Genomic DNA, 19,772 nt, shown 5'->3' on the forward strand with positions numbered 1-19,772 from the left:
GGCGGTGGGCGATCGTACCGGAGCGATCCGGGCGCTCGTCCTGTCCCCGCGCCACCGCCCCTGCGGCGAGCACCCGCGCGGTCACCACCGCCCGGCCGGCCGAACTGCACCTGGATCAGGGTCAACGTGGAGCGCGGTTGCGCGACCTGGCGGGCGTTCGTGGACGACTATCCGCTGCTGCGCTCGGGCCGCACGAACGCCGCGCTGCGCCACACCTGGCGCCGTACCGGGGCAACACGATCACCCGCACCCTGTTGGAGCGGGCCGGCAGCGGGCCGGCAGCGCGCCGATCCGCCCCCGCCCGGCTTCACCGACCGGAGCCCCTCAGGCCCGGCCGAGCACGTAGTCCAGCGTGTCCGATCGGGCCCGCCCGAGCACGCTCTCCCGCAGCGCCTCGGCGAACTCCTCCACGGTGACCATACCGTCGCCGTCCGTGTCCACCGCGTGCAACCAGCCGATCCGGCGCGTCGACGCGAGGTCCGAGCCGATCAGACGCGCGTAGTCGGCCTGATCGATCCGACCGTCCCCGTCGCGGTCCACCGCGGTGGCCACCCGCACCATCAGCGCGGCCATCGCGGCCCCCGGCGCGGCCTCGGCGAGCACTCGATACTCGTCGGCGTCGACCACACCGTCGTGGTTCGCGTCCGCCGTCGCGCGCAGTTCGTCCCACCAGGCGTGGAAGGCCGCGTACATGACCTCCTCGTCCACCGCCGCCAGGTCGAGTCGATCGCTGAACACCCGTGCGAGGGCGGCCAGATCGGGCCAGGACAACACCCCGTCGCCGGTCTGGTCGAGAATGCGCACGAAGGCGTCCGCGAGCTGCGCCGCCGGGTCGGCCGAACGATCGCGCGCCCCGAACCGGCGCAACCCGCGCCCGGCTTCCCGCTTGGCCGCGATATAGGTCGCCGCGAGTGGCATGTACACCCACCTCGTCGGCAGCAGGTCGCCGGCCACCGCGGCCGTCCGGCAGGCGAGCGACAAGACGGCCTCGGTACCGAACGGCACCTTTCCCCGCTCGCCCAATCGCTCCCGATAGCTCGGCGGCAGCGTGGCGGCCACGAGCGCGCGGATCCCGGTGCCCAGCACGGAGCATGCGGCCGACCACACCGCGTCCGGTACGAAGGACAGTTGCGCGGGCGCGGGCAACCGCCCCAGCGCGTCCAGGAGTTGCTCGACCCCGTGCCCGGCCGTCAGCCGCTCGCGCACGGTCTCGTCGAAGTAGACGCGGTATTCCTCCAGCGTGGCCGGCATCTCGCTCGCCGGCACCCCCGACTGCCGTCCCACCAACAGCCATTCCGCGTACAACTCGGCCTGTCGCTCGTCGTCGAGCGGATCGCCGCCGAGCTCGCACATCAGTACCATCGCGTCGAACACGGTCAGGTGCACCCACGCCTGCGCCTGCGGGTCGAGCCCCGAGAACGCCTGGCCCTGCGCGTCGACCCCCTTGATGTGCCCGTGCAGTCGGCGCAGCCGGGCCGCCTCGCGCTCGCGGTCCGCCTCGTCCTGATAAAGCAGCCGTTGCAGACTGAGCAGGGTCTGCTCGATCCGACGCCACGGGTGCCGGCGGTACGTGGAGAACTCCACCACCCCGGCGCCGACGACCGGGTGCGCCGTCTCCAGCACGATCGCCCGACCGATGGTGGTCAGCAGCCGCCACTGTCCGCAGTAGCGCCAGGAGAGGGAGCCCGCGCCGGGGAAACGCTCGGTGTGATCCGACATCCGGGGTGCGTCCGACATGAGTGGCCTCTCTCGCGGATCGACATGGTAATCGTGACGATACAATCCGTCACCGTTTGTCGTGGGCGATCCGGAAAACCACAGGTTCCCCCGCGAAAAGCCGCCGATTGCGCCTGTGCGAGGCCCCCGGCTCCGCCGGCGAAAGCCCGGCTCCCGCCGCCGGAAGCCCGTGGGCACGGGTTTCGCAAGCGCTCGCGGTCCGCCTCACCGAGACTGGAAGGACCGACCCGGCCCGCGCCGTGGGCGCCGGCCGGGGCCTACGGCCGAGGAGGGCAGCCGGATGGCGATCGTGGTGGCGGAGAAGACGATGTCGCTGGACGGGTTCATCGCCGACCCGTCGGACGGCGTGGCGGAGCTGTTCGGTTGGTACTCGAACGGGAACGTGGAAACACCCGCACCGGGTGGGGCGATGACGTTCCGCACCTCCGAGGCGAGTGCCCGGCATCTGCGCGAGCTGCTGGTCAACGCGGGGGCGGTGGTGACCGGGCGCCGCCTGTTCGACCACACCGACGGGTGGGACGGCAGCCACCCGCTCGGTGTGCCGGTCTTCGTGGTGACCCACCACGTGCCCGGGGACTGGGTCACCGCGCACCCCCGGGCGCCGTTCACCTTCGTCACCGCCGGCGTGGAGAGCGCCGTCGCGCAGGCCCGGGCGGTCGCGGGCGACCTGACGGTGGGTGTCGGCGGCGCGGACATCGTGCGCCAGTGCCTGGACGCGGGCCTGATCGACGAGATCGTGGTCGACCTGGTCCCGGTCCTGCTCGGCGCGGGCATCCGGTTCTTCGACCAGCTCGCGAACACCCCGATCGAGTTGGAGGCGACCCGGGTGATCGAGGGCCGGCGGGTCACACATCTGTACTTCCGGGTGCTCCGGACGCCCTGAGCGCACGTGCAAGGAAGGATCCGGCCCCATCCGGCCGGCCACACCCGGCTCACCGCTCGCGCAGCACCGCCGCGAGCGCCTCGATCGTGCCCGTCCACGCGTGCGCCGCCGGTGCCGCGAAGCCGACCAGGATCCCCTGCTCCGGGGCCTCCCGGTGCCACAGCTCGCCCAGCCCGCGCAGCGCCATCCCGCGCTCGGCGGCGCGCGCGAGCACCCGCTCCTCGGTCGGTCCCTCCTTCGGCAGCGTCATCAGCACGTGCAACCCGGCCGGGACGCCCCACAACCGCAGTGCGCCGGCCCGCCGTTCCGCCTCGAACCGGCGTACCAGATACGCCCGCCGCCGCCGATAGCTCAGCCGCGCGGCCCGTACGTGCCGGTCGTAGTCGTGCCGGGCGAGCAGGTCCGCGAGGACGAGTTGGCTCAGCCCCTGGGTGTGCCAATCGGCCCGGTACTTGGCCCGCACCACCGGTTCGACCAGGTGGGCGGGCAGCGCCATCCAGGCCAGGCGCAGGCCGGGCCCCAGCGTCTTGGACACCGATCCGCAGTACGCGACGTGTTCGGGCGCCATCCCCTGGAGTGCGCCGACCGGCTGCCGGTCGTAGCGGAACTCGCCGTCGTAGTCGTCCTCCACGATCAGCCCGCCGCTCGCACGCGCCCACACGCACACCTCGTGCCGCCGCCCCGGTCGCAGCGGCACGCCCGTCGGGTATTGGTGCGCCGGTGTCAACACCACCGCGCCCAGCGCCGGATCGACCGGCCGGTCCAGGCGCGCGCCGTCGGCATCCACCGGCAGCGGCAGCACCACCCGTCCGGCGTGCCGGAACACGTCGCGGTAGACGTGGTGTCCGGGGTCCTCCATCCCCACCGCCGCCACCCCGGCCTCGGCCAGCACGCTCGCGAGCAGGCCGGCCGACTGGTAGAAGCCCGAGGTGATCACGATGCGATCGGGTGTGGTCGACACGCCGCGGGTGCGCCCGAGGTGCTCGGCCAGCACGGTGCGCAGTTCGATGCGGCCCTGCGGGTCGCCCGGGCCGTGCACGTCGGCGGGCGGCGCGGTGGTCAGCACCCGGCGGGTGGAGCGCAGCCACGCGGCGGTGGGGAACGCGGACACGTCCGGCAGGCCCGGTCGCAGGTCGAAGCGCGGTGCCTGTGGTGTCGATCCGGTGTCCGCCGCGTCCCGCGCGGGTGGGCGGGGCAGGTCCGCGACCCGGGTGGCGGCGCCTTGACGGGCGATCAGGTACCCCTCGGCGACCAGTTGGTCGTATGCCGCGGTCACCGTCCCGCGTGCGAACCCCAACTCGGCGGCCAGGCCGCGGGTGGACGGCAGCGGCGTGCCCGGTGCCAGCCGCCCGGCCCGCACCGCCGCGCGCAGCGCGCGCTCCAAACCGACGCGGCGACCGGCGGCGCTGTCGACCTCGACGTGCAGATCGAGCGCGTCGATCGGGGAACTGGTCCAATCCTCGAACATTTCACTGGATCTTAACCCTGGTCCGGTCATCCCCGTAGCGTCGGCGTCATCGCGGCCGACTACACCGGAACCACCGCTTCCCCTCCCCTCAAGGACGCCCGCATGATCGTGTTCGCGCACCTCAGTGACACCCACCTCGACGGCGGTCCGCGCGCGGCCGAGCGCACCCGGGCAACGATGGCCCATCTCGACGCGCTCCCGTACGACCTGGACGTGGTGCTGGTCACCGGCGACATCGTGGACAACGGCACGCCCGCCGAGTACGACCAGGCGCGTGCGCTGCTCGCGTCCCGGCACCCGGTGCTGATCCTGCCGGGCAACCACGACGTGCGCGGGCCCTTTCGTGCGGGGCTGTTCGGCGAACCCGCCGGCGACGAGCCGATCAACCGGGTGCACCACACGGCCGGCGGCGCGGTGTTCGCGCTGTGCGACTCGTCCGTCCCGGGCCGCGCGGACGGCCTGCTCGCCGACGAGACGCTCGCCTGGTTGACCGACGTGCTGGACGAAGTGCCCTCCTCCGCGCCGGTGTTCGTCGCCTTCCACCACCCGCCGGTGGAACTGGGCAGCCCGGAAATCGACCGGATCCGCCAGTTCGGCGCGGACCGCCTCGCCGCCGTGGTCGCGGACCGGCCCAACGTGATGGGTCTGCTGTGCGGGCACGCGCACACCCCGGCGGCCACCACGTTCGCGGGCAAGCCGCTGATCGTCGCCCCCGGGGTGGTGTCCACCATCAACCTGCCGTGGGAACGCGTCGACGACGACGCCCCGTTCGTGAACCCGGACATCCCCCCGGCGCTCGCGTTCCACCGGCTCGACGACGAGGGTCGATTGACCACACATTTCCGCACGGTGACCTGATCCCCCGATAGCGTTCCGCTGGTACGCCCAACGGAGCGAAGGGGGCCGCGGATGTTCGGACGACGCCGGGAGAAGACGGGGACGACGGCCGGGGCGGGCTTCGCGGTGGGTCCGGTGCGCGTACGCGCGGCCGCGGGCACGGTGGTGGGCAACAAGTACCAGGCCAACTTCGACGTGCCGGCCCTGGAGCCGGACCTGCGGCTCGCCGCCGTCGCCGACGGCATGGGCGACGGGCCCGGCAGCACGGCGGCCGGGCGGATCACGATGACCGAGTTCACCGCCTCGATCCGCCGATCCGCGTCCGCCGGGCACGGGACCGGCCCGGCCGACCTGCGAGCGAGCGTCGCCCGGATCCAGGACCTGGTGCTGGCGGAGGCCGCGGGCCTGCCCGGCTTCACCGGCTGCACACTCACCGCACTGGTCGCCGAGCCGGATCCGGACCCGAACCAGGCACCGCCACCGCCACCGGTCCGGACCGCCGAGGCGACGGCCTGGCTGGTCCAGATCGGCGACTCGCGCGCGTACCGGCTGCGGGCCGGTCGGTTGGACCTGCTGACGGTCGATCACACCGAGGCGTGGCTGGGCGCGCTGTACGGCTGGTACCCGAGCGAGTCGCCACAGGCCGCCGCCGCGCGCTACCGGCTCAGCCGCTACGTGGGACATCCCGACCGCCCCGAGCCGGACGTGCTCAACGTGAGCCTGCGGCCGGGCGACGTGTACCTGCTGTGCACCGACGGCGTCGCCGAGCAGATCGCCTACCACCCGCTGGCGGCGCTGCTGGCCGCACCCGACGCGCCGACCGAGATCGTCGCCCGGTTGCTGAAGGCGACCCTGGACGCGGGCGGCCACGACAACGCGACCGCGGTCGTGTGGTGCGTGGACCACCGCGAGGATCGGCCCGCCCAGGACGCGCCGGGCTGAGTCGTCGACGCCCGGGTCGGGCCTCCCACCTCCCGCTTTCCGGGCTTCGGCCGCGTCGTGCGAGGATTTCCGGACGTGCGCCGAGGCGTGTGTGCTCGATGCCCCGTCGTGGTGCCGGTCGGGGGATCCAGGACCGGTCTCGGCCCCACCGACCGAAGGACGGGCGCGCATGCGCGACGAGAAGATCAGCGAATACCTGAAGCACCTCGCCGACCGGGTGCCGGCGCCGGGTGGTGGTGCGGCCGCCGCGCTGCACGCCGCCCAGGCCGCGGCGCTGCTGGGGATGGTCGCGCGCTACACCACCGGTGACAAGTACGCCGAGCACGCCTCCTCGATCGCCCAGGTGATCGCGCTCACCGACGAACTGCGGAACGTGGCACTGCGGTTGGCCGGGGAGGACGCGGCCGCTTTCACCGCGGTGACGGAGGCCTACCGGCTGCCCGCGGACACCGACGAGGCCGTCGCCGAGCGCGCGGCGACGATCGCCGCCGCGCTGGTAGGCGCGGCCAAGCCGCCGGCGGAGGTGGTCGTGGTGGCCGCCGCGTGCGTCGAACTGGCCGAGAAACTCCTGCCGATCGGCAACCCCAACGTGGTCACCGACGTGGCCGCGGCGGCCGAGGCGGCCCGTGCGGCGGCCACCACGGCGCGGGTGAACATCGAGATCAACCTCCGCGGGATCAAGGACGAGACGGCCCGCGCCGAACTGCGCACGCAGGCCGGCCGGGTGGACGACATCGCGGTGCGCGCCGACCAGGTCACCGCGGCCGTCCGCAAGGAGGTCAACCGATGACCGCGAGCGTGCTCTCCGGCCGGGAACTGGCCGCCGCGATCCGCGCCGAGACCGCGACCCGGGCCGCGCTGCTCGCCGAGGCCGGCACCCCGGTCACGCTCGCGGTCGTGGTGGCCACGGCCGACGAGGCCGGCGCGTGGTACGTACGCTCGATCGCCGCGGCCGCGGCGAAGGTCGGCATCACCTGCGACGTGGTCGACCTCGGTCCGGACGCTGCCCCCGAGACGATTCGGGGCACGTTGGCGGCGCTGAGCGCGGACGACGCGGTGCACGGGATCATCCTGCAGACCCCCCTGCCGGACGGCGCGGTACCGGCGGACCTGGCCGGCGCGATCGCGTTCGGCAAGGACGTGGACGGCGCGAACCCGCTCTCGCTCGGCCGGCTCGCCGCCGGTCTGCCCGCCTTCGCGCCCGCCACGGCCGAGGCGGTGGTGGCGATCCTGGACCACCACGGCATCGAACTCCGCGGCCGGCGCGTCGCGGTGATCGGCCGCTCGACGGTGGTCGGCAAGCCCGCCGCGCACCTGCTGCTCGACCGCGACGCGACGGTGACCGTCTGCCATTCGCGAACCAAGGACCTGGCCGGGTCGACCTCGACCGCCGATGTGCTGGTCGCCGCCGTCGGTCGAGCCGGGCTGATCACCGCCGAACACGTCGCGCCCGGCGCGGTCGTGGTGGACGTGGGCACCAACCCCACCGCCGACGGCGGTCTGGTCGGCGACGTGGACGCGGCGTCCGTGGCGCCGGTGGCCGGCGCGCTCACCCCGGTACCGGGTGGTGTGGGGCCGGTGACGACGGCTCTGCTCCTGAACCACACGGTGCGCGCGGCGGCCTCCAGCTGACCGCGCGCGATCGCCCGGCTCCCGGGCCGCTCGGGATCACTCGGCCCGGGATCGCCCGCCCCCTGGTCGCGCGCAATCGCCCCGTCCGGGGAAGGAATCACCACCCGGCCACACGGCGGGAGGTCACCACCGGGCCACGCGGCGGCCGTCGCGCTGGTGCCAGCGGCCCGGAAGGTCGATGATCTCGGCGCCGGCGGCGCGGAACCGGTCGGCGGTGGCCCGGGCTCGCTCCGGGTCCAGGGCGAACACCCACAGGCCCGGTATCAGCACGGTGCGCACCGCGCCCGCGGCCACCTGGGCCAGCAGGTTCTCCAGTTCCGGCGCCTGTTCGCGCGAGGACACGCCGTTGTCCAGGCACACCACGGGCTGGTTCAGGCCGAGCCCCTGCGCGTACGCGGTCAGCGCGTTGCGATGCGCGGCCATCTCCCACGGGTCGCGTGGATAGCACCTGAGATAGGCGACGGGCGCGCCGGCGTACGGAGGGGAGACGGTCGTCATGGCGACTGATTCCTTTCCGGCGATCGGCACGGACCCACGGCCCCGCCTCGACGCCAGTCAACACCGTCCGACCCGAAAGGTCTATACCAATATTGTCATCCGGGCGTGACTCCCCGGGATGGCACGATCGCGCGTGCGGCGCGAGCCCGTCCGGCGGTGCGAAGTCGTACCGTGAACACATGAGCTCCAACGATCCGGGCGGTCCCGGTCGAGGGGGTGCCACTCCATCCGGGCCGGTCCCGTCCCAGCGGCGGCGCCGCAAGCGCTACTTCGTGATGATGGGCGTCTGCCTGCTGCTGTTCCTGCTGGCCGGCACGGTGGTCTACCGCTGGTCGGTGGCCGCGGCCGCGGGCATGACCGTCGTCGCGATGGCGATCCCGCCCTTCGCCGCGATCGTGGCCAACCGTCGCGAGCAGGGCGACCGCTGGTGGGACGAGTAGCCCCATCCGGTCGCGAAGTCGTCCGCGCGCCGCGCCCGCCGGCCCGGATCCGCCGCCGTCACGGATTGGTTCCGGCGCGGTGACAGCCCCGCATACGGCGAACCACGGCGACCACCCGGCCCGTCCCCACCGATGACCCGCGACCGCGCGGGCAGGGGGGAAGGGGGCCCGGATATGCCCATCGATCCGGGAATGCAGGCGGCACGGCAGGCACAGGCGTTCCAGGAGGGCGTCAACCGGCGCGTCTTCGCCGACCAGGCGGCAGCCGCCGACCGTCGGCGGCGCCGGCGCGGCGGCCGTTCGAGCGGTTCCGGTCTGCTTGTGCTGTTGTTGGTGATCGGCGCGGTGGTCCTGGCCGCGAAGTACCCCGACCAGGCCCACGATGTGGTCGACCGGACGCGTCCGCTGGTGGACCGGGTGCTCGGCACGATCCACGCCCCCCGCTGACTCGCGCGAGCACCGGCCGGCGCACCCGGTCCGGGCGGCAAGGGCACGCCGTGCGGGCGTGGTTCGGGGGATGTCGGACAACCGGGCAGTAGGGTCGGTGGCCGAGCGGCCGGGTGCTGTCGGGCCGTCCCCGTCGGGAGAGGACGTCGTCATGGGTCCAGTCATCGCGGTCACCGGAGCGAGCGGGCAGGTCGGCGGCCGGGTCGCCCGGCGGCTCGCCGAGGCCGGCGTAACGCAGCGCCTGCTGGGGCGGGACCCGTCCCGGTTGCCGGAGTTCGAGGGCGCGGTGAAGGCGCCGCCGGCGTCCTACGGCGACGACGCGGCGATGCGACGGGCCCTGGCGGGGGCGGACACGCTTTTCCTGGTGTCCGCGCGAGAGAGCGCCGATCGGGTCCGCGAGCACATCACCGCCGTGGACGCGGCGGTGGCGGCCGGTGTCGGGCGGATCGTGTACGTGTCCTTCCTGGGCGCGGCGCCGGACGCGACCTTCACATTCGCGCGCGACCACTGGCACACCGAGCAGCACATCCGGGCCACCGGGGTGCGGTACACGTTCCTGCGCGACAGTCTCTACCTGGCCGGGCTGCCGGCCATGGTCGGCGCGGACGGGGTCATCCGCGGTCCGGGCGGGGACGGGCGGGTCTCGGCGGTGGCCCACGACGACGTCGCCGACTCGGCGGCGGCCGTCCTGCTCGGCGGCAACGCGCACGACGGCCTCCGCTACGACCTGACCGGCCCCGACGCGCTCACGCTCGCCGAGGCGGCGGCCGAGCTGACCCGCTTCGCCGGGCGACCGATCCGCTACGTCGCGGAGACCCGGGATCAGGCGTACGCCTCGCGCGCGCACTACAACGCGCCGGCGTGGGAGATGGCCGGCTGGGTGACCTCGTACGAGGCGATCGCGACCGGCGAGATGAGCGAGGTGTCCACCGCGGTCCCGAACCTGACCGGCCGGCCGGCGCAGAACCTGGCCGGCTACCTGACCACCCACCCGCGAGCGTGGGAGCACCTGAAGGCATAGGCCCTGTCCGGCAGATCTTGGTGAATCGGGCCGCGTCGTGAGCGCAGCGAGGAGCCCGAAGGGCGGATGCCGTGCATCGGCGTGCCGGAGAAGCAGCCGCAAGGGGTTCCATTCGGCTGTTTCTCCGGTGCGGCGAGGCGCGGTGCCAGGCGGCGCGGACCCACCAGGATCCGCCGGACAGGACCCAGCCGGCGTCCCACGCACGGCCGGCTCGGTCGCTCCCCCGACCGGCCGTGCCCCGGGTGCGGCCGGGCCCGTCGGCGGGTCTGCTGGGGCTATGCACCCCAAACACCCGATCATCGAGCTGACCGAGCTGCTGATGCGCGAGACCGACCTGCCGCAGGATCGGGCAAGCGCCCTCGTGCAACGGATCTGGGACGCGGGGGTGGCCGAGGGCACCCGCCGGATGACGGACGACCTCGCCGCCGCCAACCGCGAGACCCAGGAGCTGCGCCGAGCCCTCGACGACGAGTGACCCGGGCTCGGGGTCCGCGCGGGTGCGGTGCCCAAGACGTGGTGTCCCCGTTCGGGGCCGGACCGGGACACCACGCCCGTCTGTGGTGCGGAGCCCTACAGCGGCAGGGTGTCCGCGACCTGCCTGACGTGGTGCAGGCTGTTGAGCCCGTCCGGATAGACCGCGGACGGGACACCGGCAACCTTGCCGGTGTTCGGCGTCGGCTCCTGCGCGTGGGCGGCGGACGCGGCGAAGGCCGCGAGTGCGGTGCCGGCCAGGGCGGCGGCTGCGATGCGCTTCATCATGTCCCGCCCAACGAGACCACGACCGCTTGGTCACCGCGGCATCCCAGGAGACGGCCCGGTTCACCTGTTCGGCGTTCGTGCGCCGCCCCCGACCGGGAACACGAGCACGAACGCGGAAAGGGGTACCGATGGCGCCGGAGCACCTGGACTCGGCCGACTGGTGGCACGACACGATGATCCACGACGGCCGGTTGCCGATGACCCTGGCGTTCGCGTCGCTGCTGATCACCTTCCTGGTGACGCGGACGATCACCCGGCTGATCCGGGCCGGCCGGGGGCCGTTCCACAACATCGGCGGCGGCGGTGTGCACATCCACCACGTGGTGCCCGGCATCGTGCTCGCCCTGCTCGGCGGCTTCCTCGCGGTCGGCGCCGGCGAGTACCTGGTCGCCCGGTCGGTCGCGGGGGTGTTGCTCGGGATCGGCGCGGGGCTGGTGCTGGACGAGTTCGGGATGGTCGTACATCTGGCCGACGTGTACTGGACCGAGCAGGGCCGGATCTCGATCGAGGCCACCGTGCTGGCCACCGCCGCGGCCGGCCTGGCGGCGAGTGGGTTCGTGCCCTTCGAAGCGACCCCCGAGGGGGACACCGTCGACGATCGGGTGGCGTGGGTGATCGTGCTGCTGCTCGACGTGGCGATGGCGGCGATCACGTTCGCCAAGGGCAAGGTCGGCACCGGGGTGATCGGCATCTTCGTCCCGTTCGTCAACGTCGTCGCGGCGATCCGGCTGGCCCGGCCGGGGTCGCCGTGGGCCAGGCGGCGCTACCACGACAAGCCGCACAAGCTGCGTCGCGCCACCGCCCGCGCCGCACGCCACGACGCCCGCTGGCGCCCGATCCGCCGCCGCCTCGAGGACACCATCGCCGGCACTCTGGTCTCGGCGCCGCCGGCACCGGCACCGCCCCCACACCCGCGTCCCCGAGTCGTCGGCACCCGCCACACCCTGAGCCGGCCGACCCCGCACACCGACTGACGAAACCGCACCGAGCGCCCGCCGACGCGCCCGACCGGCAGGTTTCACGTCCCGCGCCGTCTGGCGACGCCCGCTCGCGCCCCCCGATCCGGGAACGGTGAGCCGATGACGTACCGCGTCGAATCCCTGTCCCAGCCGTAGAGTTGGCTGCGCGGCGCGGGCCCCACGTGCAGAGCGCCTACTCCGACACGGTGAACCGATTGCGCGCCGATCCGTGGCGAGTCGGCGAGCCGCGCACAAGGCGCCGGACACCCGCAGCTACGCGTTCTGCGTCGAGGGCACCGCAACCTTCGTGATCGAGGACCGCTGCGTCACGGTGACCATCGTCGAGATCCGCTGAGCCTCCGTCACCCGACCCCGGCGCCCCTCGTGCCGCGCCGAATCGAGCGCCCGGGTCACCGGCCCGCGACCGGTCCCGCCGCTTCGCCGGGCGGGTGTTGGCGGGCGGCCAGGACCGCGATGTCGTCCTCCGGCTTGTCGGTGATCATCCGCGCGATCAGCGTGTCCACCAGGCGCACCAGCGGTGTCTCGGCGTTCAGTCCCACGTGGGTCAGCCGCTGGAGCGATTCGCCGATGTCCTCGCCCCGCCGCTCGACCAGGCCGTCGGTGTACATCACCAGGACCCGCTCCGGCTGGCTGCGCCGGCGCACCGAGGTGTAACCGCCGAACCCGGTGCCCAGCGGTGGTCCGACCGGGACGTCCACGAGTTCGGCCGCGTCGCCGGGCCCGACCAGGAGCGGCGGCAGGTGGCCGGCGCTGGCGAAGGTGACCGTGCCCGCGTCCGGGTCCACCAGGACCAGCAGGCAACTGGCCACCCGCTCGATGCCCGCCTTGGTGCTGGTGCGGTCCACCGCCGCCAGGATCTCGTGCGGCTCCAGGTCGGAGCGTGCCTGCACCCGCAGCAGGGCCCGGAACTGGCTCATCTCCACGGCGGCCTGCACGCCGTGGCCCATCACGTCGCCGACCGCGAGCAGGGTGCGTCCGCCGCTGAGCGCGACCGCGTCGTACCAGTCGCCGCCCACCTCCACGCTGCTGCCCGCCGGGCGATAGCGCGAGGCCAGTTCGATGTCCGGGTGCGGTGCGTCCGGCGCGGCCAGCAGCGCGTGCTGGAGGGCCAGCGCGATGTCGTGCTCGTGCGCGTAGCGGCGCGCGTTGTCCACGCTGATCGCCCCGCGCCGGGCCAGGTCCCGGGCCAGCACCACGTCCTCGGTGGAGAAGGCCGGTACGGCGCCGTGCCGGGCGAGGGTGACCATGCCGATCGCGCTGCCCCGGGCGACCAGGGGCAGCGCGACCACCGAGTGCAGGCCGACCGAGCGGAACACCGCGAGCCGGTCCGGGCTGGAGACCTCGCGGGCCAGTTCCTCGTCGCTCGCCCGATTGACCACCACGGGGCTGCGCTCGCTCAGTGCGCGCGGCACCATCGAGCCCTGTTGGTAGTCCACGTTCTCGCCGGGCCGGCGCAGGATCGCGGCCTGTTCGGCCATCCCCGGCCGGTGCGACAGCGCGGCCCGCCACATCCGAACCATGTCCTCCGGCGCGTGCGGTGTGCCGTTGGCACCCTCGACCGCGAACACGTCCACCGCGGCCACGTCGCCCAGTTCGGCGACGAACAGTTCGGCCAGTTCCTCGCAGGTTTCCACCAGGTCCAGGGTGGTGCCGACCCGGGTCGCGGCGGCGTCCAGGAACGCCAGCCGGCGGCGGGCCGCGTCCAGTTCCATCTGGGTGCGGCGGGACTCGGAGACCTCGAGTATCACGCCGGCCAGGCCGACCACCACGCCCTCGTGCTCCAGGCGGTGGTAGGCGCCGTGCCACCAGCGGCGCCCGGGCGGGCCCGCGTGCGTGATCCCGGTGGAGGTGGCCTCGCGGGCCACGCCGTCGCTGAGCACCGCCCGCAGGATGTCGTCCTTGGCGTCCACCTCCGGAAGCACCTCGCCGATGCTCCGGCCCAGGTGCTCCTCGGCCGAGACGCCGTTCATCCGGGCCAGCGCCGGATTGACGTACAGATAGCGAAGGCTCGGGCTCATCACCGCGACCGCGGCGGGCGTGCCGTCGAGCAGACCCTGCAGGACCGTGTACGCGCCGGCCTCGCGCACGTCGTCGCCCTCGACCCCGACCAGGCGCGCGACAGCGCCGGTCACGGCGTCGACCTCCGGCACCATCATCGGCGGGTCCGCGTACTCGTCCAGCGCCACGCCTGTCCTCTCCAGCCCCGGGTCCCGTGAGGCGCCCGGCCCCCGGAAGCCGTCCATCGGGTTCCAGTTTGGGCCACGGCGACCCGAACGCGCGAGCGGCAGGCCGTAGGGCGTTACACCATCGTGGCCATGATCTCCTCGACCATCGCCATCGTCGTACCCGGATGCAGGAAGGCGAAGCGGGCCACCGTCTCACCCTCCCAACCGGTCGGTGTGACGAAACCCACCTGGCCGGCCAGCAGCCGGTGCGACCACTCCAGGTAGTCGGCCGCACTCCAGCCGACCCGCCGGAAGAGCACCGCGGACAGCTCGGGGTCGCGGATCAGTTCCAGGTGCGGGGTGGCCCGGATCAGCTCGGCGGTGTCCCGGGCCAGCGTGAGCGCGGTCTCGATCGCCTCGGTGTAGGCGTCGGTCCCGTGCACGGCGAGCGAGAACCACAGCGGCAGGCCGCGGGCACGGCGGGTGAGGTGGTACGCGTAGTCGGTCGGGTTCCACTCCTCGGGCGCGTCGGTGTGCAGGACGTCCAGGTAGGACGCGTCCTGGGTGTGCACACCGCGGGCCAGGGCCGGGTCGCGGTACACCAGCGCGGCGCAGTCGAACGGCGCGAACAGCCACTTGTGCGGGTCGACCACGAACGAGTCGGCCAGCTCGATCCCGTCGTAGCGGGCGCGCACGCTGGGCGCGAGCAGGCCGGCGCCGCCGTAGGCGCCGTCCACGTGGAACCACAGGTCGCGCTCGCGGGCGACCGCGCCGATCCCGGCCAGGTCGTCGATGATCCCCGCGTTGGTGGTGCCGGCGGTGGCGACCACGCCCACCACGTCCGCCACGTCCGGGTCGGCGTCCAGCGCGGCGCGCAGCGCCTCGCCGGTCAGGCGGTGGTCGGTGGTCTTCACCACGAGCGCGTCCATGCCGATGATGCGCAGCGTATTGCCGATCGAGGAGTGCGCCTGGTCGCTGACCGCGATCCGCAGGCGGTCCCGGGCGGTGGCGCCGGTACGCAGCCGGCCCATGTCCCGGGCGACCACGAGCGCGGACAGGTTGCCGGCCGAGCCGCCGCTGACGAAGCAACCGCCGGCGCTCGCGGGCAGCCCGGCCAGGTCCGCGATCAACCGCAGCACCTGGTTCTCGGCGGCCACCGCACCCGCCGCCTCCAGCCACGAGATGCCCTGGAGGGACGCGCACGAGACGACCATGTCGAACAGCAGCGCGGCCTTGGTCGGCGCGGCCGGAATGAAGGAGAGGAAGCGCGGGCTGTCGCAGGAGATGACCGCCGGCGCGAGCTGGTCGGCGTAGATCGCCAGCACGTCGCCCGGGTCGTTGCCCTGCGCGCCGATCAGGCCGTCGAGCGCGCGGTCGAGCTTGTCCTTGCGCCCGGGGTTGTCCAGCGGGACCGGATCCAGTGCGAGCCGCTCGCGCATGTAGTCGAAGACCAGGTCGGCGAGGGCGGGATCGTACCGGTGCATGCGCATGGCGGGGCTCGACAATCTCTCGGCGCGTTCGGGCGGCGTTTCCCGCGCAGGGTGGGTTTCCCGCGGTGGCGTATCCCGCGCGGGTCGGTGTTCCGGCGAAAACCGTGGGGCGCCGGGTTGGTCCGCACCGGCACCTCAAACCCTACGTACGGGTGTGCGACCGGGCCAAGAGGTCGATCTTGCGCGTCGACGCCGATCTATTGCGTCTCCACTCCCTGCCAACTCGTTCCATTGCGCCTGACCAGCCGGGAAAGCACGACAGAGCTCTTGGTGCGGACCACGAACGGCTCCGCGTTGATGCGCTCCAGGATGCGTTCGAAGTGCTGTACGTCCTCGGCGAGCAGGTGGATCACCGCGTCCGCGTCGCCGGTGACGGTGCTCGCCGAGACCACCTCGGGGAACTTCGCCAGCGCCCGTCCGATCGCGCTCGGCGAGGTGCGCCCGACGCAGTACAACTCGACGAACGCCTCGGTGCTCCACCCCAGCGCGGCCGGCTCCACGGACGCGGAGAACCCGGTGATCACACCGGCGGCCAGCAGCCGGTCCACCCGACGTTTGACGGCGGACGCGGACAGACCGACCCGGGCGCCGATCTCGGCGTAGGTCGAACGCGCGTCGTCGATGAGCGCGGTGATGATCCGGCTGTCCAGCGGGTCCAGCGCCATCGGTCGGGTCTCCTGGGTACGGGTCGGGCGGGGTGGCGACGGGGGCGGGGGCTTGGGGCGAGGCGGCTCGGGTGGGCGGCTCGGGTGGGCGGTTCCGGTGAGCGGGGCACAGTGACGGTAGCCCACCGGGGCTTCGGTACCCGATTCACGCGCGCTCGCCTCGGGCGCCGAGGTCACGTCCGGCGGTGGCGGGCGGATGTGTCGGTGTCCGGGCGGCGCGGTTGTCCGACGGTAAGTACCTTCCGTTCCCCGGAAGTTCACTTCGAGGACGCGGGGGTGCGCATTAATCGAGGCCGGACTCGGGGCCGGCGACCGGTCACACGGGAAACGGCCGATTCGGGGTCGTCCGGGCGGTTGTGCCGCGTTCCCGCGGGGTGCGGCGCGTGGGGGCGGAGTGCGCCCCGCGCGGGGCGGTGGCCGCACCGCGATCCGGGCGCCGATGTCGGTGCGGCCTGGTATCGACTGCCACTACCGACTCGTTCGACCACCATCGACCGCCGGCCGGCGCGCGGAGTCCTCTTCGTGGCGCGTACGGCCATCTCCGGGAAGGCGGTCCGCGCCTAGCGTGAGGATGTCCCGGATTCGGGGAGGGCGGCCGCGCGCCGCAGGATCGGCAAAGGAGACGGCAACATGACGATCAAGGTCACAGTGGTCTACCACGACACCGTCGAGTGTGTTCGGGCGCTGGCCGACGCGGTGGCGGCGGTCGCCTGGAACACCGGCGCCGACGTCCGGTTGCGCCGGCTGCCGGAGGCCGAGCCGGACCTGAAACCGGCGGACCCGAGAGCGGATCCACCCGCGACCGCGCGCGATCTGAGCTGGGCCGACGTCGTCGTGCTCGGCGCTCCGGCGCGGGACCGCGACGTGGTCGCGTTGTTGCGCCGACTCTCGAACTCCGCGACCGCGCCCGCCACCGCGTCGGCCGCGCGCGAGATGCGGGGCGCGTGGGTACGTCGCACCGAGGAGCAGGTGTTCGGCGTGTTCGTGACGACGCCGGCCCCCGGCACGCTGCATGGCGGGCTGATGCGCAGCTTCGGCATCGTCCACCGACCCGCGCCCGGCCGCTGCGCGCGCGAGCCGGAGCGTTCGGTGGCCATACTCCCCCTGCGCCGGACCTCGAGGGCGGCACCGGCGACCCGACCCTCATGTCCCTGGACCTGGTCCGCATCCAGACCCGACGCTGCGTCGAGATCGCGGCGGCGCTGCGCGCGGAACGCGCTGTGGCGGTCTGAGCGCCGCGCCGGGAGTCGGCGGCGTCTCCGCGCGGTCACGCGGTCGTGAGCGCCGGCCGGCACCGCCGCCGTGTCGGGCCGAGGCAGCCTGCGGGTGGCCCGTGCGCGTCGTTCGGCAGCTGCCGGCATGATCGCGAAGTGACCACTGAACGCACGCGGTCCGGTCCACCGGACGCCGACGAGGACGTGCTCACCCGGCACGCCGGGTTGCTCGCCCGACTCCTGCCCACCGACGATCCCGCCGCGCTGACGGTATGTCGGGGTCAGTTCCACGATGTCGTGCTCGGAGCGACGCGGGTGGTGTGCTTTGCGCGCACCGACGCGGCCGAACGCCGACTGCCGCGTCGAGCCGCGCAACTGCGGCTGCTCGCCGGGTTGTCGCTCGGCGTGCGCACCCCCGAACCGCTCGGAGCGGGACACGATCCCGGATATCTCCTGCTGGACCGGCTCCCGGGCGAGCCGTTGGATCCGGACGCGCCCGTCCCGGCGGAAGCGGCGGCGCGGTACGCCGAGTTGCTGACCGCCCTGGCCGGCGCCGCGGCCGACCCCGACGTGCGTGCCGGGCTGCGCCGCGTGGACCCGGGCGCCGGGGGCGCGTGGACCGGGTTCGCCCACGACGTGCGTGCGGAGCTGTACCCGCTCATGTCGGCGGCCGGCCGCCGCCGCGCCGATCTCGAACTGGCGGCCGTACTGGCCCTGTCGCCCGTCGCGACGGCCGTGGTGCACGGCGATCTGGGCGGTGCGAACGTGTTGTGGACCACCGTCGACGGCGTGCCCCGGTTGAGTGGCGTGCTGGACTGGGACGACGTCTCGCTCGGCGATCCGGCGGAGGATCTGGCGGCGATCGCCGCGACCCACGGTGACGACCTGCTCGACGAGGTACTCGATCTGATGGGCATACCCGAGGCCGCCGGCCGCGAGCGCGTCGCCGCGATCCGCGGCACGTTCGCGCTGCAGCAGGCGTTGGCCGCGCTCCGGGACGGCGACCGCGCGGAGTTGGCGGACGGGCTGAGCGGCTACCACTGACGATCGCGGCCCGCCCGGGGACATCGACCCGTCCGCCGGCAGGGTCCACGATCCGGGTGCCCCGGCGCGAAACCACGCGATGGTGGGGTGTGGAGGCGCGGATTCCCGTTCGGGTGAGCGTACGCCGGAGCGATGCTTCCGTACCCGGCTGTCGCCGAACCCCCGCGGTCTGTTGGGTTGATCCGGGCGCCGGCGAGCGTCCGCATCATGCGTCGCCCCCATGCGCTCCGGCGCGGCGGGGGCCGCGCTCAGGGGGCGACACAGGGGGTTCGCAAGCCGTGACCGAGACACCGCAGGTTTCCTCGACGGCGCACAAACGTCGATCGACCAAGCGGGCGCGCGCGACGGTCGCGCCCACCCCGTACGAGTTGTGCGATCGGCCGATCGTGGACGTACCGACCGTCCTTGCCGCCGAGTTCGCCCGCCGCTGGCCGCAGGACGCCCAGGGCATGGACGCGGTGCACCGTTACGCGCTCCTGCCGACCGGCAAGCTGCTGCGACCCGCGTTGGTGATGTACGCGGCGCTCGCGGTCGGCGGCGAGGTCGAGCACGCGCTGCCGGCCGCCGTCGGGATGGAGTGCGTGCACACCGGGAGCCTGCTCCACGACGACATCATCGACGCCGACGAGGAGCGGCGCGGCAGACCGGCGGTCCACATCGCCTACGGCCCCGAGCGCGCCATCATCGCGGGCAGCAGCCTGTACTTCGCGTGGTTCGGCGCGCTCGCGGAGTGTGCGCGCCACGGGGTGCCCGGCGAGCGGATCGCGCGGGCGATGGCCGCCCAGGCCGAGGGCGGATACGCGATGTGCCAGGGGGTGTTCGACGAACTGGGCTTCGCCGGGGATCTGGACTGCCCGGTCGAGGACTACCTCGCGATGGCCACTCGCAAGACCGGCGCGCTGTTGTCCGCGTCCTGCCGGGTCGGGGCGATCCTGGGCGGCGGCAACGACGCGGCGGTGGAGGCACTCGGAGCGTTCGGACGGCACGTGGGCCTGGCCTTCCAGATCCGCGACGACCTGCTCCCGTACGACGACGCGTCGGCCGCCACGATGGGCAAGCCCGCCGACAGTGACGTGTGCAACCATCGGCCGACCCTGCCGGTACTGCTCGCCCACGAACGCGGCGGCACCGAGCAGCGCGCCGCGATCCGACACGCGCTCCTGCACGAGACCAACCCGGAGACCGCGCTCGCCCGGATGCGCGGCCTGGTCGAGACCACCGGCGCCCTGGTCGAGGCCCGGGCCTTGGCCGAGAGCTACGAGCGCAGCGCCCGGGACGCGATCTCGTGGCTCGCCGCCAACCCGTACACCGAGGTCCTCACCCACTGGTCGGACCCCGCGCCGACGCCGCCGGCCGGCGGCTGAGCCGGCCACATCCGCCCGGGATCCTCGGTCGACGAAAACGCCGACGGAGGATCCCGGGCGCCGGCGGTGCGGCGGTCGGGAAGGCGACGTCGGCCCCGGTAGGTTGTACGGCGCGAGGCGGGGTACGGAACGGCCCTAATACCCAGAACTCGCCGAAACACGGCCCGAATCACCGCGTAGGCCACA

At 73.6% G+C, this 19,772-nt stretch carries 20 protein-coding genes and 1 pseudogene; 14 read left to right on the forward strand and 7 right to left on the reverse strand.

The genetic code is table 11. From position 1 onward, the window contains the following. Positions 1 to 324: 324 nt before the first annotated feature. A complete protein-coding gene (locus tag ACIBSV_RS01660) occupies positions 325 to 1,737 on the reverse strand; it encodes an oxygenase MpaB family protein (RefSeq protein WP_395858888.1) in 1,413 nt (470 codons plus the stop codon). Positions 1,738 to 2,017: 280 nt separating this feature from the next. Between ACIBSV_RS01660 and ACIBSV_RS01665 the strand changes: the two genes are divergently transcribed. Further along, positions 2,018 to 2,620: a dihydrofolate reductase family protein gene (locus ACIBSV_RS01665; protein WP_395858889.1), complete on the forward strand. Its 603-nt coding sequence runs from the start codon at positions 2,018 to 2,020 to the stop codon at positions 2,618 to 2,620. Between the two features lie 49 nt (positions 2,621 to 2,669). Here ACIBSV_RS01665 and ACIBSV_RS01670 read toward each other — a convergent pair whose 3' ends face one another. Further along, entirely contained in the window at positions 2,670 to 4,088 is a 1,419-nt protein-coding gene (locus tag ACIBSV_RS01670) for a PLP-dependent aminotransferase family protein (protein ID WP_395858890.1), read from the reverse strand. Between the two features lie 102 nt (positions 4,089 to 4,190). Between ACIBSV_RS01670 and ACIBSV_RS01675 the strand changes: the two genes are divergently transcribed. The 4 genes from ACIBSV_RS01675 (at position 4,191) to ACIBSV_RS01690 (ending at position 7,499) form a co-directional block, all read left to right on the forward strand. Beyond that, positions 4,191 to 4,946: a metallophosphoesterase gene (locus tag ACIBSV_RS01675; protein WP_395858891.1), complete on the forward strand. Its 756-nt coding sequence runs from the start codon at positions 4,191 to 4,193 to the stop codon at positions 4,944 to 4,946. 51 nt (positions 4,947 to 4,997) lie between these two features. Next, entirely contained in the window at positions 4,998 to 5,867 is an 870-nt protein-coding gene (locus tag ACIBSV_RS01680) for a PP2C family protein-serine/threonine phosphatase (RefSeq protein WP_395858892.1), read from the forward strand. Positions 5,868 to 6,036: 169 nt separating this feature from the next. Next, on the forward strand, positions 6,037 to 6,657 hold the full coding sequence (locus tag ACIBSV_RS01685; RefSeq protein WP_395858894.1) for a cyclodeaminase/cyclohydrolase family protein: 621 nt from the start codon (positions 6,037 to 6,039) through the stop codon (positions 6,655 to 6,657). Continuing rightward, positions 6,654 to 7,499, forward strand: coding sequence for a bifunctional 5,10-methylenetetrahydrofolate dehydrogenase/5,10-methenyltetrahydrofolate cyclohydrolase (locus ACIBSV_RS01690; protein WP_395858895.1), 846 nt, complete (start codon positions 6,654 to 6,656; stop codon positions 7,497 to 7,499). Before ACIBSV_RS01685 ends, ACIBSV_RS01690 begins: the two co-directional genes overlap by 4 nt. 123 nt (positions 7,500 to 7,622) lie before the next feature. Here the strand turns inward: ACIBSV_RS01690 and ACIBSV_RS01695 are convergent, their stop codons facing one another. Then, positions 7,623 to 7,997 (reverse strand): hypothetical protein, encoded by a 375-nt coding sequence (locus ACIBSV_RS01695; protein ID WP_395858896.1) that lies wholly within the window; start codon positions 7,995 to 7,997, stop codon positions 7,623 to 7,625. A 179-nt stretch (positions 7,998 to 8,176) separates the two neighbouring features. On the opposite strand from ACIBSV_RS01695, the pseudogene ACIBSV_RS01700 reads away from it, so the two are divergent. The 4 genes and pseudogenes from ACIBSV_RS01700 to ACIBSV_RS01715 form a co-directional block, all read left to right on the forward strand. Further along, positions 8,177 to 8,434 (forward strand): annotated as a pseudogene (locus ACIBSV_RS01700) (DUF3099 domain-containing protein); the annotation flags it as partial. A 177-nt stretch (positions 8,435 to 8,611) separates the two neighbouring features. Next, complete coding sequence (locus tag ACIBSV_RS01705) at positions 8,612 to 8,884, forward strand: hypothetical protein (protein WP_395858897.1); 273 nt, start codon at positions 8,612 to 8,614, stop codon at positions 8,882 to 8,884. A gap of 151 nt (positions 8,885 to 9,035) precedes the next feature. Further along, positions 9,036 to 9,905, forward strand: coding sequence for an NAD(P)H-binding protein (locus ACIBSV_RS01710; protein WP_395858898.1), 870 nt, complete (start codon positions 9,036 to 9,038; stop codon positions 9,903 to 9,905). 277 nt (positions 9,906 to 10,182) lie between these two features. Continuing rightward, on the forward strand, positions 10,183 to 10,380 hold the full coding sequence (locus ACIBSV_RS01715; protein ID WP_395858899.1) for a hypothetical protein: 198 nt from the start codon (positions 10,183 to 10,185) through the stop codon (positions 10,378 to 10,380). A gap of 95 nt (positions 10,381 to 10,475) precedes the next feature. Here ACIBSV_RS01715 and ACIBSV_RS01720 read toward each other — a convergent pair whose 3' ends face one another. Next, complete coding sequence (locus ACIBSV_RS01720; RefSeq protein ID WP_395858900.1) at positions 10,476 to 10,661, reverse strand: hypothetical protein; 186 nt, start codon at positions 10,659 to 10,661, stop codon at positions 10,476 to 10,478. A 131-nt stretch (positions 10,662 to 10,792) separates the two neighbouring features. On the opposite strand from ACIBSV_RS01720, the gene ACIBSV_RS01725 reads away from it, so the two are divergent. Together ACIBSV_RS01725 and ACIBSV_RS01730 are read left to right on the forward strand one after the other, a co-directional pair. Continuing rightward, positions 10,793 to 11,638 (forward strand): hypothetical protein, encoded by an 846-nt coding sequence (locus tag ACIBSV_RS01725; RefSeq protein WP_395858901.1) that lies wholly within the window; start codon positions 10,793 to 10,795, stop codon positions 11,636 to 11,638. A 214-nt stretch (positions 11,639 to 11,852) separates the two neighbouring features. After that, positions 11,853 to 11,978, forward strand: coding sequence for a hypothetical protein (locus ACIBSV_RS01730; protein WP_395858902.1), 126 nt, complete (start codon positions 11,853 to 11,855; stop codon positions 11,976 to 11,978). A gap of 55 nt (positions 11,979 to 12,033) precedes the next feature. Here the strand turns inward: ACIBSV_RS01730 and ACIBSV_RS01735 are convergent, their stop codons facing one another. The 3 genes from ACIBSV_RS01735 to ACIBSV_RS01745 all read right to left on the reverse strand — a co-directional run bounded on the left by ACIBSV_RS01735 (position 12,034) and on the right by ACIBSV_RS01745 (position 15,964). After that, positions 12,034 to 13,887: a SpoIIE family protein phosphatase gene (locus ACIBSV_RS01735; RefSeq protein ID WP_395858903.1), complete on the reverse strand. Its 1,854-nt coding sequence runs from the start codon at positions 13,885 to 13,887 to the stop codon at positions 12,034 to 12,036. 56 nt (positions 13,888 to 13,943) lie between these two features. Next, positions 13,944 to 15,299 carry a pyridoxal phosphate-dependent decarboxylase family protein gene (locus tag ACIBSV_RS01740; protein WP_395858904.1) on the reverse strand — a complete coding sequence of 452 codons (1,356 nt, stop codon included), beginning with the start codon at positions 15,297 to 15,299 and terminating at the stop codon, positions 13,944 to 13,946. Positions 15,300 to 15,496: 197 nt separating this feature from the next. Further along, positions 15,497 to 15,964: an Lrp/AsnC family transcriptional regulator gene (locus tag ACIBSV_RS01745; protein WP_331770984.1), complete on the reverse strand. Its 468-nt coding sequence runs from the start codon at positions 15,962 to 15,964 to the stop codon at positions 15,497 to 15,499. A gap of 630 nt (positions 15,965 to 16,594) precedes the next feature. Between ACIBSV_RS01745 and ACIBSV_RS01750 the strand changes: the two genes are divergently transcribed. The 3 genes from ACIBSV_RS01750 to ACIBSV_RS01760 all read left to right on the forward strand — a co-directional run bounded on the left by ACIBSV_RS01750 (position 16,595) and on the right by ACIBSV_RS01760 (position 19,586). After that, entirely contained in the window at positions 16,595 to 17,245 is a 651-nt protein-coding gene (locus ACIBSV_RS01750; RefSeq protein WP_395858905.1) for a hypothetical protein, read from the forward strand. Between the two features lie 137 nt (positions 17,246 to 17,382). After that, a complete protein-coding gene (locus ACIBSV_RS01755) occupies positions 17,383 to 18,222 on the forward strand; it encodes a phosphotransferase family protein (RefSeq protein WP_395859315.1) in 840 nt (279 codons plus the stop codon). Positions 18,223 to 18,500: 278 nt separating this feature from the next. Further along, positions 18,501 to 19,586, forward strand: coding sequence for a polyprenyl synthetase family protein (locus ACIBSV_RS01760; RefSeq protein ID WP_395858906.1), 1,086 nt, complete (start codon positions 18,501 to 18,503; stop codon positions 19,584 to 19,586). Positions 19,587 to 19,772: the final 186 nt, after the last annotated feature.

This window comes from Embleya sp. NPDC050154 (assembly GCF_044460165.1).
In the GTDB taxonomy this organism is placed as follows: domain Bacteria; phylum Actinomycetota; class Actinomycetes; order Streptomycetales; family Streptomycetaceae; genus Embleya.